Raw genomic sequence first — 14,346 nt, 5'->3', positions numbered from 1 at the left:
TGAAAATCGGGGCCTTGTTTTTGGTTATTCTTCGTCTTCGGTATCCAAGCCGAATTTTTTCAGCCGATAACGTAACGAACGGAAAGTCATACCTAACTTTTTCGCTGCTAACGTCCGATTCCAATGGGTCAGGTTGAGTGCATTGAGGAGAATTTCTTTTTCAATATTTTCTAAATAACGCTCCAAGCCTTCAGGTGGAAGTTTTTTCGAGCTCAGTGTCGTGCTGGCAGAATGTTGAACTGGTTCAGCTTCTTCTGCAGGCGTAGCCGAAAATGAAGCGGCTGGATTGGCCAGTGTGCTCCGCAAAGGCGCGGTCTGTAAATGTGCCAAATCAATGTTGTCATCATCACTAAGGGTAATGGCACGCTCAATAATATTGCGTAATTCCCGCACATTCCCAGGGAAATACTGTTGCAACAAAAATTGTTCAGCACGTGTAGAGAGCGATTTTGCGGGTAGATCCCATTCTTGGCTAATCTTTTGAATAAAGTGGTTGGCCAACAGCAAAATATCTTGCCCACGCTCACGTAAAGGTGGCAGTACGATATCCATCACATGAATACGGAAGAACAAATCTTGACGGAAGCGGCCTTGCTGAACCAACAGCTCTAAATCTTGATGACTGGCACTAATCACACGAAAATCTACATCAATTTCTTGATCCGAACCCACTGGACGAATTTTCTTTTCCTGAACAGCACGCAGCAGTTTGACCTGCATATTTAACGGTAATTCAGCAATTTCATCTAAAAATAAACTACCACCGTGAGCAGACAGAATTAAGCCTTGCTTATCCTGAGTTGCGCCTGTGAAGCTACCTTTTTTGTGTCCAAACAGCTCACTTTCCATCAACTCGGTTGGAATTGCACCACAATTGATGGCAATAAAAGGCCCTTCACTGCGATTACTTAGGCGGTGCACAAGATTCGCTACCACTTCTTTACCTGTGCCTGACTCACCAGTAATGAACACTGGGGCTTGGGAGCGTGCAATTTTCTTTAAAGCAATGCGCAGTTGTTGAATGGGTGCGGAACGTCCGATTAATAGCTTGTTTTCTAAGGCTGTTTCTGCTGCTTCTTGCTCAGGCTGCGGACGGTTCAGTGCTTTCTGGATCAGTTGATCCAAATGCATTTGGTTGACAGGTTTGCTGACAAAATCGAATGCACCTGCTTTGAGTGCAGCAATCGCGATATCCATATTGCCATAAGCTGTTAATACGGCAATTGGCGTGTTGGGATAGTTTTGAGTTACATGTTTGACCAGATCCAAACCATTTCCATCAGGAAGATTTAAATCTGTTAAACAGGCATCATACTGGAATTCAGTAAAGAATTTTTTAGCCTGTTCGACCCGATAGGCGAGATGTGTTTTAATGCCCATCCGCGCCAGCGTCATCTGCATTAAAAGACATAAATCTTCTTCGTCGTCTACCAATAAGACGAGTGGTTGTTTTGTTGCCATTTCCCCGAGAAACCTAATCTAATCAATGAATTTTTGAGCATTCAATCCTGAAGCATGCTCCTTGTTGTCGCTCTATATAGGTGAGCTTTGCATGATTTGCCTCACAAAAAGTATGAGACAGGTACAATCCTAAACCAGTTCCTTTAATTTCGGTACTAAAAAATGGTTTGAATAGCTGAGAAATATCTCGTTTTGAGACACCCGTCCCAAAATCGATGACATCGATACAGCTTCGTCCATCTTTTAGCTGGACTTCAACTTCAATATAAGGAGCATCGGTCGAATTATGTCGTAATGCATTTCGAATTAAATTAATCAGCACTTGGCGTAATTGTTTTTCATCAAAGAGAATGCTGAGTTGTTCCGTCTGTTTTAGTTGAATACGATGTTTGGCATCGGCAAGATCTTCATTCAGCAAACTTTCCAAGAAAGGGCTGAGCTCAATGATTTGAGGCTCTGTTGGCTTATTGCGTGCCATGGCGAGTGTATCTTGCACAATATTATCAATGCGTTTGGCTTGCTTGCTGATCATGTGAGACAGCATGTTCAGTTGGTGGGTGTCGCTGTCTTTTAATAAACTATTGGCCTGTACAATAGCCGCCAATGGATTGCGAATTTCATGGGCAATACTGGCAGAAAGTTGACCCAAGGCGGCCAGTTTGAGCTGTTGAACTTGTTGTGTCAGTTTTTGTGCATCTTTTAAAACTAATAATACCAGGGCTTGTTCTGGTACAAGCAGGTGTTTGACCCGAACATTGATGGTATAGGGGCTCTGTTGTGACTCAAAACTGAACTCTTCACCATCTTCCAGATTGCTGAATTGGATCAATTCAAACAAGTCAGGCTGTAATTTGATCAGTGGTGTCTTTTCCAAAGAGGTCGGCAGATGAATCCCTAACAGGGTATTGGCTGCAGGATTGGTTAAAACAATATGATTGCTTTCATCAAGAACCAAATAGCCGTCTTCAATCTGTTCAAGAATATAGCGGTTAATATTCTGTAGTTGATGAATCTCGATTGACTGATTGAATGTCAGGGTTTCTAAGATTTTAAAGCGTTGTACGGCAATGCGGCCAATGGCATGCACAACGAAAAACAAAAAGGCTAGAAAAATACTATTGCTGAGATGCGTTAAATTATTGGCATCAAAGAAGTCACCTAAAAAGCGTTGGTAAACTACCATGATGACTGCAAATAAAGTAATGATCAGTGAAAGATGTGCATTGAGTAAAATCGCAGAAGAAAAAATAATAATGACATAAAGTAGGCTCAACTGCAGATTAGGGCCACCCGAAGCAAACGTAATTAAACTGAGACCAATTACGTCGATTAGAAAAATAAAAATCAGTTGCTTCGAGGTCTGTATCGGAACAAGCTGTAGTAAAGCGAGCTGAAAGATATTGAATGCGATATAGCAAATTAAAGTATAGAAATATAAAAAGGGGTAAACATAATTACCCGAAAGTTGCTCGGCAGTCAGTAAATAAATTAAAAGCAGGCTAACGGCAATAATAAGCCGATAGCCACTATACCAAACGCCTAACCGATAGATGGTCTGAGAGACCGATGTTGCTATTTTCCCTAACATAGGCGATGACTATTATTCTAGATGTATTAAGGTTTAATGAGGCCATAACGAATCGCAAGATGAGTTAGCTTGACGTCACTGTCAATTGCCAATTTTTCAAAAATACGATAGCGATAAGTATTTACGGTTTTCACGCTGACAAATAGTTTGTCTGCAATTTCTTGTGCACTGATACAATTGACGACCATCATCGCCACTTGCATTTCACGTTCTGACAAGGCATCAAATGGAGATTGCTGGGTATCTGAAAGATAAGAGCTGGCGAGCTGTTCAGCAATATCTGCACTGAAGTATTTTCCGCCCTGCATCACTTTATTAATGGCGCGCACCATTTCTGTAATAGGTGCCCCTTTGGTGATATAGCCTTTTGCACCGGCTTTCAAGAGCAAAGACGGGTAGGGTTCTTCCGCAAGACCACTGACTGCAATCACTTTAGTTTCAGGTACACTTTGCAACAAGCGACGGGTCGTTTCAACACCGCCTATACCTGGCATATTAACATCCAAGAGCACCACTTGAGGGTGTTTCTGACGCACCAAAGCAATCGCTTCTTCCCCCGATTCTGCTTGTCCAATCACCTCTACATCAGGGTGGTCTTCCAACATACGACAAATCCCTGTGCGCACGAGTTCATGATCATCAACAACGAGAACAGTGATCAAGAAGACCTCCTTTTTTTCAAAAAAACTGGTTTTTTGTTACATAAAGCAAAATTAGCTTGCAATGAAACGACAAAATTAGCAATCCTATTCTTCGTTTTTAGCGAATAGTTGTACACAATTGTGTCTATAAAAGCTTTACCCGATTTGTTCAAATGTAAGGCATAATGGTGTTAAGCGCAAATGTGCAGCGTCCTGAGTTGAGTATTGTGTCGTGAAAAATTCTAAAAAATCTATCATGCATGTTTTAAGCATGTCTATCTTGTTGGCCTGGAGCTCAACAAGTTTTGCTGAACTGGTTGTGAATAACAATCCAGCTTCTTCGCGTGTGAGCGGTTCAGCTTCGATGAATTGGTCTGCAAGTGATGCTAGTCAGTTGATGGAAGATGATGATCCGCTAGAAATTAGTCCGCAAGGTTCAACGTCTGTTACCACAACTTTGCGTAATGGTAGTTCGTCAACCATCACCTCTTCAACGGCGCCACAGTCGTCGACACAAATTCGCGATACTTTCGGGTATAGCAGCCAACCTTCAGTCAATGCACGTGCTGCCTTGGTGATGGATGCACAGACCGGCGAGGTGCTGTACAGTAAAAACAGCAACATGTCGGTTCCAATTGCGTCGATTACTAAATTGATGACTGCTGTGGTGACTGCTGATGCGCGCTTAAACATGTCAGAAGAAATCACGCTGGAATCGATTGATTTCGCTGGTGCAGGTGGCAAGAATTCAAGTTCGACCTTACGCGCGGGCGATACCATGAATCGTGCAGAAGCACTTTTATTTGCTTTGATGAAGTCTGAAAATCCTGCGGCGGCCGCTTTAGCGCGGACTTACCCAGGTGGACGTCCAGCCTTTGTTGCAGCAATGAATGCCAAAGCGAGGCAATTGGGCATGACGTCTACACGTTATGCTGAATCTACAGGTTTAGATCCGCACAATGTTTCATCTGCACGTGATTTAGGGATTCTGGTCAGTACTGCTTCGCAATATGGTTTGATTCGCCAATTTTCAACCACGCCAACCTATGATTTCAATTTAGGTTATCGTGTACTGAAATCAAATAATACCAATGCATTGGTTCGTAATGGTGGCTGGAACATTAACCTGTCAAAAACAGGCTATATCAATGAAGCGGGACGTTGTGTCGTCATGCACACCACGGTGAATTCACGTCCAGCTGTTGTTGTCTTATTGGGTGCACCAAGCTCACAAGCTCGTAATAGTGATGCAACCAACCTATTGACATGGTTAAGCAGTTTGCCAAAACGCGTTTAATCTAGATGAATGTTAAAAAAAGCTCTTCTGTTATGAAGAGCTTTTTTTATGCGTGCTACAAAGAATACAGCTTGTATTCAGATAAAAAAACCAGTTGCGAGCAACTGGTTTTTTTACTTGCAAAGTTATGCTTACATATTTGAAAGAATTGAATCTTTCACTTGATCCATGGTGGCATCAATTGACAGCATCACCGCATCAGCACATTGCTTGATTGCAGTATCTGGGTCTTTTAAGCCATTACCCGTTACGGTACATACGATCACTGAACCCTCAGCAATTTTGCCTGCTTTAAGATCACGGATTGCGCCACCAATTGACGCAGCAGAAGCAGGTTCAACAAACACACCCTCGTACATTGAGAGGAGGCGTTGTGCTTCTAAAATTTCAGCATCAGTCAGTTCATCAAACCAACCTTTAGAATCACGTACCACAGCTTTGGCATGGTTCCAGCTTTGTGGATTACCAATACGAATCGCTGTTGCAACCGTTTCAGGGTTCTCCACTGGTGCACCACGTAAGAATGGCGCAGCACCAGAGGCTTGATAACCCACCATAGTCGGTAAACCTTCTGGTTTAGGACCTGTGAATTGATCTGTCGCAGCATCATAAATCACTTGTTCAAACTGATCTGCTGGCTGGTTGGCAACCGCTTCGGTATAACCCATCCAGTGTGCAGTGATGTTCCCCGCATTACCCACTGGTAAGCAGTGATAATCAGGCGCACGGCCAAGCGCTTCTACGATTTCATAAGCAATGGTTTTTTGACCTTGCAAACGGTAAGGGTTGATTGAGTTTACAATCGTTACTGGTGCCTGATCTGCAACTTCTTTGACCAAACGCATACCATCATCAAAGTTACCGCGGATTTGCATGGTAATCGCACCATACATCATTGCTTGCGCCATTTTACCCATGGCAATTTTGCCTTCTGGGATCAGGACGAATGCTTTAATGCCTGCACGTGCTGCATAAGCCGCTGCCGCTGCCGAAGTATTACCTGTAGAGGCACAGATAATTGCTTTAGAGCCTTCTTCAACTGCTTTGGTCACCGCCATGGTCATACCACGGTCTTTAAATGAACCAGTCGGGTTCAGACCTTCGTATTTCACATAGATTTCGACGTTTTTGCCAATAATACGTGGAATGTTCTCGAGTTTAATTAGTGGAGTATTACCTTCACCTAAAGAAATTGCACGTGTAGTTGCAGACACGGGTAAACGGTCACGGTAACGATCTACAAGACCAGTATAACGATTGGCATTCGACATGATGGTGTTCCAATATAAGGTAGAGAGAAAATCCCTCCCAACCTCCCTTTTCCAAAGGGAGGAGTTCCCCCTCTTTATTGAGGGGTGAGGGGAGATTTAAACTGATTAACTATCGAGCGATTCTAAACGAATTCTTACGATTTCGCCACGAATTGCAGGTAATGCTTGAATTTGTGCAAGTGCTTCATCCATTTTTGATTCAACAATCGGATCTGTCAAAATTACGATTGGAATCAAGTCTTTCAAGCGTGATTGCTGCATGATGGCATCAATACTAATACCAGCACGGCTGAGAATGGTTGTGACATCTGCCAAGACACCGGTCTGATCTTCAGCATTGAGACGAATATAATAACCTGTGGTCATTTCTTCGCGGCTTAAGATTGGCACATTGGTCAGTGCTTCAAAGGCAAGCTGAGGAATAGTACCTGCACCATCTTCGGTATAAGAAATATCACGCACGATATCAATGACATCGGCAACTACAGCTGAGGCAGTTGGGCCTGCACCTGCGCCTGCACCATAATATAAGGTTGGGCCGACCGCATTGGCTTGAACCAATACCGCATTTTTCACGCCATTGACGTTGGCGATGAGCTCTTCCGCAGGGATCAGCGTTGGGTGAACACGTAATTCAATACCGTGTTCGGCACGACGTGCAATACCTAAATGCTTAATGCGGAAACCAAGCTCTTCTGCATATTTAACATCTTGAGCGGTGATTTTGCTGATGCCTTCGGTATAGACCTTATTAAACTGTAATGGAATACCAAAAGCACATGACGCCAGAATGGTAAGTTTGTGCGCAGCATCAATCCCTTCTACATCAAAGGTTGGATCTGCTTCGGCATAGCCCAGTTCTTGCGCTTCTTTTAATACATCTTCAAAAGCACGACCCTTTTCGCGCATTTCAGTCAGAATGAAGTTGCCTGTGCCATTAATGATGCCTGCAAGCCATTCAATATGGTTTGCTGCAAGACCTTCACGAATCACTTTAATAATTGGAATCCCGCCTGCAACCGCTGCTTCATAAGCGATTTGCACGGCATTGTCTTCAGCCGCTTTAAATAATTCATTGCCATGTTCAGCAAGTAAGGCTTTGTTTGCGGTGACAACTTGTTTGCCATGTTTAATGGCTTCCATGATGACTTCATAGGCAGGATGAATCCCTCCCATGACTTCAACCACAACATCAACATCAACTTGACGTACGATGTCCATCAAGTCATCACTTTGTTTGATTCCTTCGAGTTGTAAATCTGGACGTGGACGGCGTGTGCCTACGTGTGTAATTTGAATTTCTCGACCGGTACGGCGTTTAATTTCCGCAGCATTTTCTTGTAGTAATTTAAGGGCTCCACCACCTACAGTACCAAGACCGAGTATCGCCAGACGAACTGGTTTCACGTCACACTCCATTATATTCAATCATTTTAATGAAGCTTGATCATAGCTAAAAAAGTGCGCAGACACTAGGGTCTGTTGTCACTTTATAAATGAATTGCGTTGATGGCTGAAAATCCTTCAGACTAGGCATGAAACGTAGGGAGTGACATTCCCTTGCCAAGTTTCATAACGACGTATGAGGGAGTTTTAGCCACAACCCTGTGGGACAGGGAGATTTTTGGCACTTCTGCGTTATCTTGCGCAACTTTAGCCGTTGCTCATTATTTAGAGAGACTAAATTTCACAATCCATGCCTTGTATCGCCTAAAAATCTCCTCTGTCGCAATCATGGATAAAGTGGTAACAGACCTTATCCCGATCATCTTTAATCTGTCGCCCGAGTCTTTGTTATTTTGCGGTGTTATTTTCGCTTATTTGTTTAAGCGTTGTACGATTTCTTCAGGGGTCATATAGCCACCTAAATACTCACCATCGACGTTATAGATTGCAGGTGTGCCATTGACCCCCATGTTTAAGCCCAATTGATATTGGTCACGTACTGGGTTTTTACATTCTGCCGCCGAAACGGGTAAGCCTTTGGCTGCTTGGTCAAAGGCAGCCTTACGGTCTTGGCTACACCAGATGGCTTGCATGGTTGGCATGAATTGTTCACCACGTGGCCATGCGATGTAACGGACTTCAATGCCTTTGGCATTAATTTCTGCTAAATGTTCATGCAGTTTATGGCAATAAGGGCAGCTCGAATCAGTAAATACATAGATCACATGCTTGGCTTTACCGCCCTGTGCAGGGTAAACAATCAGATCTTCGGTTTTCAGCGCCGCTAAATGTTTTTTATTTTCGGTTGCTTGTAAGGCATCACTGACATTATGCAGTTGTTTGTCGCCTAAACGAACCACATCCCCTTGGATAATGTATTGACCGTCAGCAGTTGCATAAACGGAACCCATGCCTTCGAGGCTGATCCAGTATAAGTTTGGAACTTCAGTTTTCTTCACCGCAAGAATCTTGGCATTGATATTGGCGGTTTTGAAATGTTTTTCTAAGGTAGAGACTAAACGCTGCTGTGCATTGCGCTCATTTAAGGTTGAAGCTTCACCTGTCGCAGGTGCACTTGCTGTGAGTGCATCTTGTTTTTGTGCTGAGTTTTCTTTTGAGCAAGCACTGACTAATAATGTTGATGCTAATGTACAAGCAATTACAAGCTGAGACCGAGTAAACAACATATAGAACCTTTTTTGTACGAATTCATTTGTATAAGGGGCCTAGCATAACAAAAAAAATGAATTACTTCGTTAAATCTTGCATAGGCTCTGTGAACGGAATCAAATTTTAGCGGGCTCCTCGATAAAAGGTGGTTTTATCCCCGTGGGTGGTATTTGCCATGTAACGCCTGCATGCGATGTTGTGCGACATGGGTATAGATTTGTGTGGTGGAAAGATCACTGTGTCCAAGTAACATTTGTACTATGCGCAGATCCGCACCGTGATTAAGCAAGTGGGTGGCAAAGGCATGACGTAGGGTATGCGGGGAGAGCTCTGCTTGGATATTGGCCTGTAAGGCGTAACGTTTAATTGCATACCAGAAATTTTGTCGACTCATGATGCCGCCATGCTGGGTTAAAAACAGGTAATCAGTGTTACTTTTATACAGATGTGGACGTGATTCAACTAAATATTTTTCAATCCAGTCACAGGCAAATTGTCCCAATGGTACGAGGCGCTCTTTATTACCTTTTCCCGTGATTCGTACAAAGCCCTGTTTTAAATTGATCAGTTCCAAACGTAAATTGAGTAATTCGGAAACGCGTAAACCACAGGCATACAGAACTTCAAACATGGCCCGGTCACGTAAGCCTAAAGCTGTGTTGATGTCAGGTGCATTGATCAATGCTTCTACATCTTGTTCAGATAAATCCTTGGGCAAAGCACGTCCAATTTTAGGAGAATGGTGGTTGGCAACCGGATTATCGTCGCGTAGCTTTTGTTCTCTTAAAAACTTATAAAACTGTCTTAACGCAGATAGGCAACGTGCAATTGAGCGTGGGCTTTTACCCGCTTTGGTGAGTGCAATCAGCACATCGGCGATGTCGTCACTGGACCATTGCGGTAATGCTGCTGTTGGATGTAATTCACTACATTGGATCAGATCGGACAAATAGGCATTACGGGTATGTGGGCTCACTGTTTGAGCCACCAGATAATCCCGAAAACCCTGTAAAAAACTCAAATGTTCCGGGATATGGATTGCAGCAGGAATACGTGGCTTTTTATTTAACATAGGATGTTGAAAGCTTGGCTAGGTGAAAATTGGAGGTCAATATTTTGGGCCGAGTATGACCCTGATTTATTTTTGATTGTCTTGCACTGTAAAAGAAAAATGATTTGTTGTCGATCTGTCACAGCGGTAAATGCCACTGAGATTGGTTTTGGTAATTATTCTCATTTGCTTGTATACTAGCAAAAAAGGGTTAAGGGTTAGAAGCGGTGCGATTGTCAGCATTAAAAGTCAAGCAAACAGCGATGATTACCAAAGTCAATCGCGTGGTCGATGAGACAGAACAGCCAGATTTAGTTGCAGTTCGTTTAGAAAGTTTAGGCTTTGTGCCGGGTACGCAAGTACAGGTGGTTACCAAGGGGGTCTTTGGTGGAGATCCAATTCTAATCCAGCTCGGTTTTACGCGTTTTGCGTTACGAAAAGCGGAAGCGGATAAAATTGAAATTCAACTTGAAGGAGCACCTGCATGAGTGATGCGTTACGTGTTGCCCTTGTGGGAAATCCAAACTGTGGTAAGACATCTTTATTTAACCATTTAACCGGTACACGCCAAAAAGTTGCCAACTATGCGGGTGTCACCGTTGAACGCAAAGTCGGGCATTTTCAGCTCCCTTCTGGAAAAGCAGTGCGTGTCCTGGATTTGCCAGGCACCTATAGCCTTCAGGCCACCAGTCCTGATGAAGAAATTACCCGTGATGTTTGTCGAGGTAAAATTGCGGAAGAAGGGCAACAAGATGCTTTTTTGTGTGTGGTGGATGCAACTAACTTAAAACTACATCTTGGTTTGGTGCTGGAAATTATTGAGTTGGGTCGCCCTATCCTTGTGGTTTTGAACATGATGGATGAGGCACGTCGTCGTGGTATCCAGATCAATACGCAAAAGCTTTCTGAGCGTCTTGGCGTACCAGTGGTTGAAACGGTTGCAGTACGCAGTTCAGGTATCGAAAATTTATTGCATGCTCTTGATCAAGGCAAGTATGCGATTCCTCAGACTGAACTCAGTGGTCTGGCAGGCAGTTCACATCAAAAAATTGAAGCGATTTTTAAAGATGTCGTGAACTTTGTTGATCAGGAAGACAAGCGTACCGATTTTCTGGACAAGATTTTTTTACATCCAGTGTTGGGCTTGTTGAGTCTGGCGATCATGATGTTTATCGTTTTCCAAGCGGTGTTTTCATGGGCTGAACCATTTAAGGGCGCAATCGAAGATGGTGTGGTGCCTTGGTTGGGCGAATGGTTGACAGAAACGATTAGCCATCCTGTACTACAAAGTTTATTGGTTGACGGTGTGCTGGCTGGTGCAGGAACCGTGATTGCGTTCTTACCGCAAATTTTAATTTTATTCTTCTTTATTCTGGTTCTGGAAGAATCTGGTTATCTGCCTCGTGCGGCATTTTTACTGGATAAGTTAATGTTTAAAGCAGGGTTAAGTGGTCGTTCTTTTATCCCGTTGTTATCGAGTTTTGCCTGTGCAATTCCAGGGATTATGGCAACCCGTAGTATTAGTGATCCACGTGATCGTTTTACCACGATCATGGTTGCACCTTTGATGACCTGTTCTGCGCGCTTACCTGTTTATGCCCTGTTGATTGGTGCATTTATTCCAAGTGAAACCGTACTGGGTATTTTCAATTTACAAGGTCTTGTACTGTTTGGTTTATACATGGCTGGTATTGTGAGTGCGCTGTGTGTTGCGTTTGTGATGAAGTTTTTGCAAAAAGACAAAACACAGCATGCGTTGCTGATGGAGTTACCAAGTTACCGTTTCCCTGATATGAGAAGTGTTGCAATTGGTCTATTAGAGCGCGCAAAAATTTTCTTACGCCGCGTTGGTGGCATTATTGTGGCATTGACGATCATTTTGTGGTTCCTGTGTACCTTCCCGCAAGCACCGGAAGGGGCGACACAGCCTGCGATTGATTATAGTCTGGCGGGGATGCTTGGGCATTTATTGCATCCAGTTTTTGCCCCCTTAGGTTTTAACTGGCAAATTGTAGTGGCATTGATTCCAGCCATGGCGGCACGTGAAGTTGTAGTTGCTGCTTTGGGCACAGTCTATGCCTTATCAGGAGCAGATGATGATGCTGTTGCGCAAGGTTTGACGCATCTGATCAGTGCGGATGGCTCGGGTTGGTCCTTAGCAACAGGCTTGTCATTATTGGTTTGGTTTATCTATGCGCCACATTGTTTAGCTACTTTAGCAACGGTACGCCGTGAAACAGGTTCATGGAAGCATGTGGCAGTCATGACGGTATATCTGTTTGGTTTGGCTTATTTAATGTCGTTCTTCACCTACCAAATTGCATCACGCATTTGGGGCTAAGAAAACTCACCTCTCTTTAAAAAGGGAGGAAACCATTGGAGAGAGGCTTATGTTTGAGTACTTGATTGTTGCTGTGTTGGTGCTGTGGAGTGCTGTTGTAGTCTTTAAGAAGGTGTTTCCTCAAACAGCAAGTTCAGTATTTCTAGCTCTGTCAAACCTTTGCCAGCGGTTAGGTTGGCAACGTTTGGCAACGTGGTTAAAACCTAAAATGGCAGTGGGCTGTGGTGGTGGTTGCGGTTGCTCAACCGATGAGGCTGAAACCAAAAAGCCAGAAACTATTCAAACGGTCAAATGGCGTTAATATTAAAAAGATTGCCCATCATTTGATGGGCAATCTTTTTGGAATAAAAAAAAGCTAACTTCATACAAATCATTTAGCTTAAACACAAATGATTGTATTGGCTTAGGACGATTGCTGACATCATTTCCTCTAGTTTTGTACATCAATATTTATAAAAACGGATTATCACGGTGTTCATGTCTTATCTTGCTGGATTTATGCTTATCGTGAGAGTGCTGAATTTAAATGCTGGTAACAGGGCTTTAAGCCTGTGGATTAGGGGGGCTTGGTTTTATTAGGGATTCGCTTTTTTATATAGATTTAAGTTTTTACGCACGGACACAAAAAAGATTGAATAAAACTAAAACTGAAAAAGCATTTAAAACAGTAAAGTGCTAACATTTTTGCCATTCTGTGATCTGCAAAAAATGGGGCAAAAATGTTAATACAGCGTGGCGGGTTGAAAGTTGTGGCTGGCTTGGGAATTTCGGGGGTGTCGGCGGTTAACTTTCTGCATGAGCAAGGCTACCAAGTTGCAGTAACAGACTCGCGTGCGACTCCGCCGGGCCATGATCAAATTCCTTCAACTGTACGGACCAGTTTTGGCAAATTAGATACGGAACTGTTATTACAAGCAGAAGAAATCATTCTCAGTCCAGGGCTTGCACCGCAACTTCCGGAAATTCAGCAAGCGATTGAAAAAGGCATTCCAGTGGTTGGCGATATTCAATTACTACGCCGTGCCACAGAAGTTCCCATTGTTGCGATTACAGGCTCAAATGCAAAAAGCACCGTTACCACCTTAATGGGGTTGATGGCGCAAGAAGCGGGTAAAAAGGTTGCTGTGGGGGGGAATCTCGGACGTCCTGCATTGGATTTACTCAAAGACAAGCCAGAACTACTAATTTTAGAGCTATCAAGCTTTCAACTTGAAACCACATCACATTTGAATGCAGAGGTTGCTGTGGTGTTGAATATGAGTGAAGACCATCTGGATCGTCATGGTGATATGCTGGGCTATCACAAGGCCAAACACCGTATTTTCCAAGGCGTGAAAAAAGTGGTGTATAACCGTGATGACAACCTGAGTCGCCCTTTAGTTCCTGATGCAACAGCGATGCAAAGCTTTGGTTTGAATGCCCCAGACCTAAATCAGTACGGCGTGTTGCGCGATGCGGATGGCAGTATGTGGTTAGCGCGTGGCCGTGAGCGTTTACTTAAGACCTCTGAAATGTATATTCAAGGCATGCACAACGTTGCCAATGCTTTGGCGTGTTTGGCATTGGGTGAGGCGATTGGTTTGCCAACGGCATCTATGCTAGAAACCTTAAAGCATTTTAAAGGATTGGAACATCGTTGCGAGTATGTCGACACAATTGATGGTGTGCGCTATTACAATGATTCTAAAGGTACCAATGTCGGTGCAACCCTGGCCGCGATTGATGGCTTGGGGGTAGCAATTGAAGTGAAAAAAGGTAAGCTGGCTTTGATTTTAGGTGGTCAAGGCAAAGGTCAAGACTTTAAACCTTTGCGTGAAGCCATTCAGAAATATGTGAAATCTGTTATTTTGATTGGTGAAGATGCAGCGGTGATTGAGCAAGCGATTCAGGGTGCGACAGCCATTCAGCATGCACAGAGTTTAAAAGAAGCGGTGGCATTGGCACAGAAAAATACGCAAGCTGAAGATGTCGTATTGCTCTCACCAGCGTGTGCCAGCTTTGATATGTTTAAAAGTTACAATGATCGTGGACAGCAATTCGTGGCATGCGTCCATGCGTTGAATGACAAGAACAACTAGGA

The 14,346-nt window shown here is 43.5% G+C and carries 12 protein-coding genes; 5 read left to right on the top strand and 7 right to left on the bottom strand.

What is annotated here, in order from left to right; genetic code table 11:
• Positions 1 to 24 precede the first annotated feature (24 nt).
• The 3 genes from F895_RS12245 to F895_RS12255 are packed head-to-tail and all read right to left on the bottom strand — an operon-like array spanning position 25 to position 3,711.
• Entirely contained in the window at positions 25 to 1,461 is a 1,437-nt protein-coding gene (locus tag F895_RS12245) for a sigma-54-dependent transcriptional regulator (protein WP_005240229.1), read from the bottom strand.
• 22 nt (positions 1,462 to 1,483) lie between these two features.
• Positions 1,484 to 3,049, bottom strand: a complete 1,566-nt coding sequence (locus tag F895_RS12250; RefSeq protein ID WP_005240227.1) for a sensor histidine kinase — start codon at positions 3,047 to 3,049, stop codon at positions 1,484 to 1,486.
• Between the two features lie 26 nt (positions 3,050 to 3,075).
• Complete coding sequence (locus tag F895_RS12255) at positions 3,076 to 3,711, bottom strand: response regulator transcription factor GacA (RefSeq protein ID WP_005240224.1); 636 nt, start codon at positions 3,709 to 3,711, stop codon at positions 3,076 to 3,078.
• Between the two features lie 211 nt (positions 3,712 to 3,922).
• Between F895_RS12255 and pbpG the strand changes: the two genes are divergently transcribed.
• A complete protein-coding gene (gene pbpG / locus F895_RS12260) occupies positions 3,923 to 4,987 on the top strand; it encodes a D-alanyl-D-alanine endopeptidase PBP7/8 (protein WP_128568544.1) in 1,065 nt (354 codons plus the stop codon).
• Between the two features lie 131 nt (positions 4,988 to 5,118).
• On the opposite strand, the gene thrC is transcribed toward pbpG, so the two are convergent.
• The 4 genes from thrC to xerD all read right to left on the bottom strand — a co-directional run bounded on the left by thrC (position 5,119) and on the right by xerD (position 9,946).
• Positions 5,119 to 6,258, bottom strand: coding sequence for a threonine synthase (gene thrC / locus F895_RS12265; RefSeq protein WP_004802157.1), 1,140 nt, complete (start codon positions 6,256 to 6,258; stop codon positions 5,119 to 5,121).
• A 105-nt stretch (positions 6,259 to 6,363) separates the two neighbouring features.
• Positions 6,364 to 7,665, bottom strand: a complete 1,302-nt coding sequence (locus F895_RS12270) for a homoserine dehydrogenase (protein ID WP_005240221.1) — start codon at positions 7,663 to 7,665, stop codon at positions 6,364 to 6,366.
• A 410-nt stretch (positions 7,666 to 8,075) separates the two neighbouring features.
• Complete coding sequence (locus F895_RS12275; RefSeq protein ID WP_005240219.1) at positions 8,076 to 8,891, bottom strand: DsbC family protein; 816 nt, start codon at positions 8,889 to 8,891, stop codon at positions 8,076 to 8,078.
• A 134-nt stretch (positions 8,892 to 9,025) separates the two neighbouring features.
• The gene (xerD, locus tag F895_RS12280) at positions 9,026 to 9,946 is read right to left on the bottom strand and encodes a site-specific tyrosine recombinase XerD (protein WP_005240217.1); all 921 of its coding nucleotides are present in this window, start codon (positions 9,944 to 9,946) and stop codon (positions 9,026 to 9,028) included.
• A gap of 206 nt (positions 9,947 to 10,152) precedes the next feature.
• Here xerD and F895_RS12285 point away from each other — a divergent pair, with 206 nt between their 5' ends.
• The 4 genes from F895_RS12285 (at position 10,153) to murD (ending at position 14,344) form a co-directional block, all read left to right on the top strand.
• Positions 10,153 to 10,413 (top strand): FeoA family protein, encoded by a 261-nt coding sequence (locus F895_RS12285; protein ID WP_005240215.1) that lies wholly within the window; start codon positions 10,153 to 10,155, stop codon positions 10,411 to 10,413.
• Positions 10,410 to 12,266, top strand: coding sequence for a ferrous iron transporter B (gene feoB, locus F895_RS12290; protein WP_005240213.1), 1,857 nt, complete (start codon positions 10,410 to 10,412; stop codon positions 12,264 to 12,266). Before F895_RS12285 ends, feoB begins: the two co-directional genes overlap by 4 nt.
• 49 nt (positions 12,267 to 12,315) lie before the next feature.
• Positions 12,316 to 12,567 (top strand): DUF6587 family protein, encoded by a 252-nt coding sequence (locus F895_RS12295; protein ID WP_005240211.1) that lies wholly within the window; start codon positions 12,316 to 12,318, stop codon positions 12,565 to 12,567.
• 418 nt (positions 12,568 to 12,985) lie between these two features.
• Positions 12,986 to 14,344, top strand: coding sequence for a UDP-N-acetylmuramoyl-L-alanine--D-glutamate ligase (gene murD, locus F895_RS12300; protein ID WP_005240210.1), 1,359 nt, complete (start codon positions 12,986 to 12,988; stop codon positions 14,342 to 14,344).
• Positions 14,345 to 14,346: the final 2 nt, after the last annotated feature.

The sequence above is a fragment of the Acinetobacter sp. CIP 64.2 genome (assembly GCF_000369645.1).
Lineage (GTDB): Bacteria > Pseudomonadota > Gammaproteobacteria > Pseudomonadales > Moraxellaceae > Acinetobacter.
This window is presented reverse-complemented; position numbering and strand designations above follow the sequence as displayed.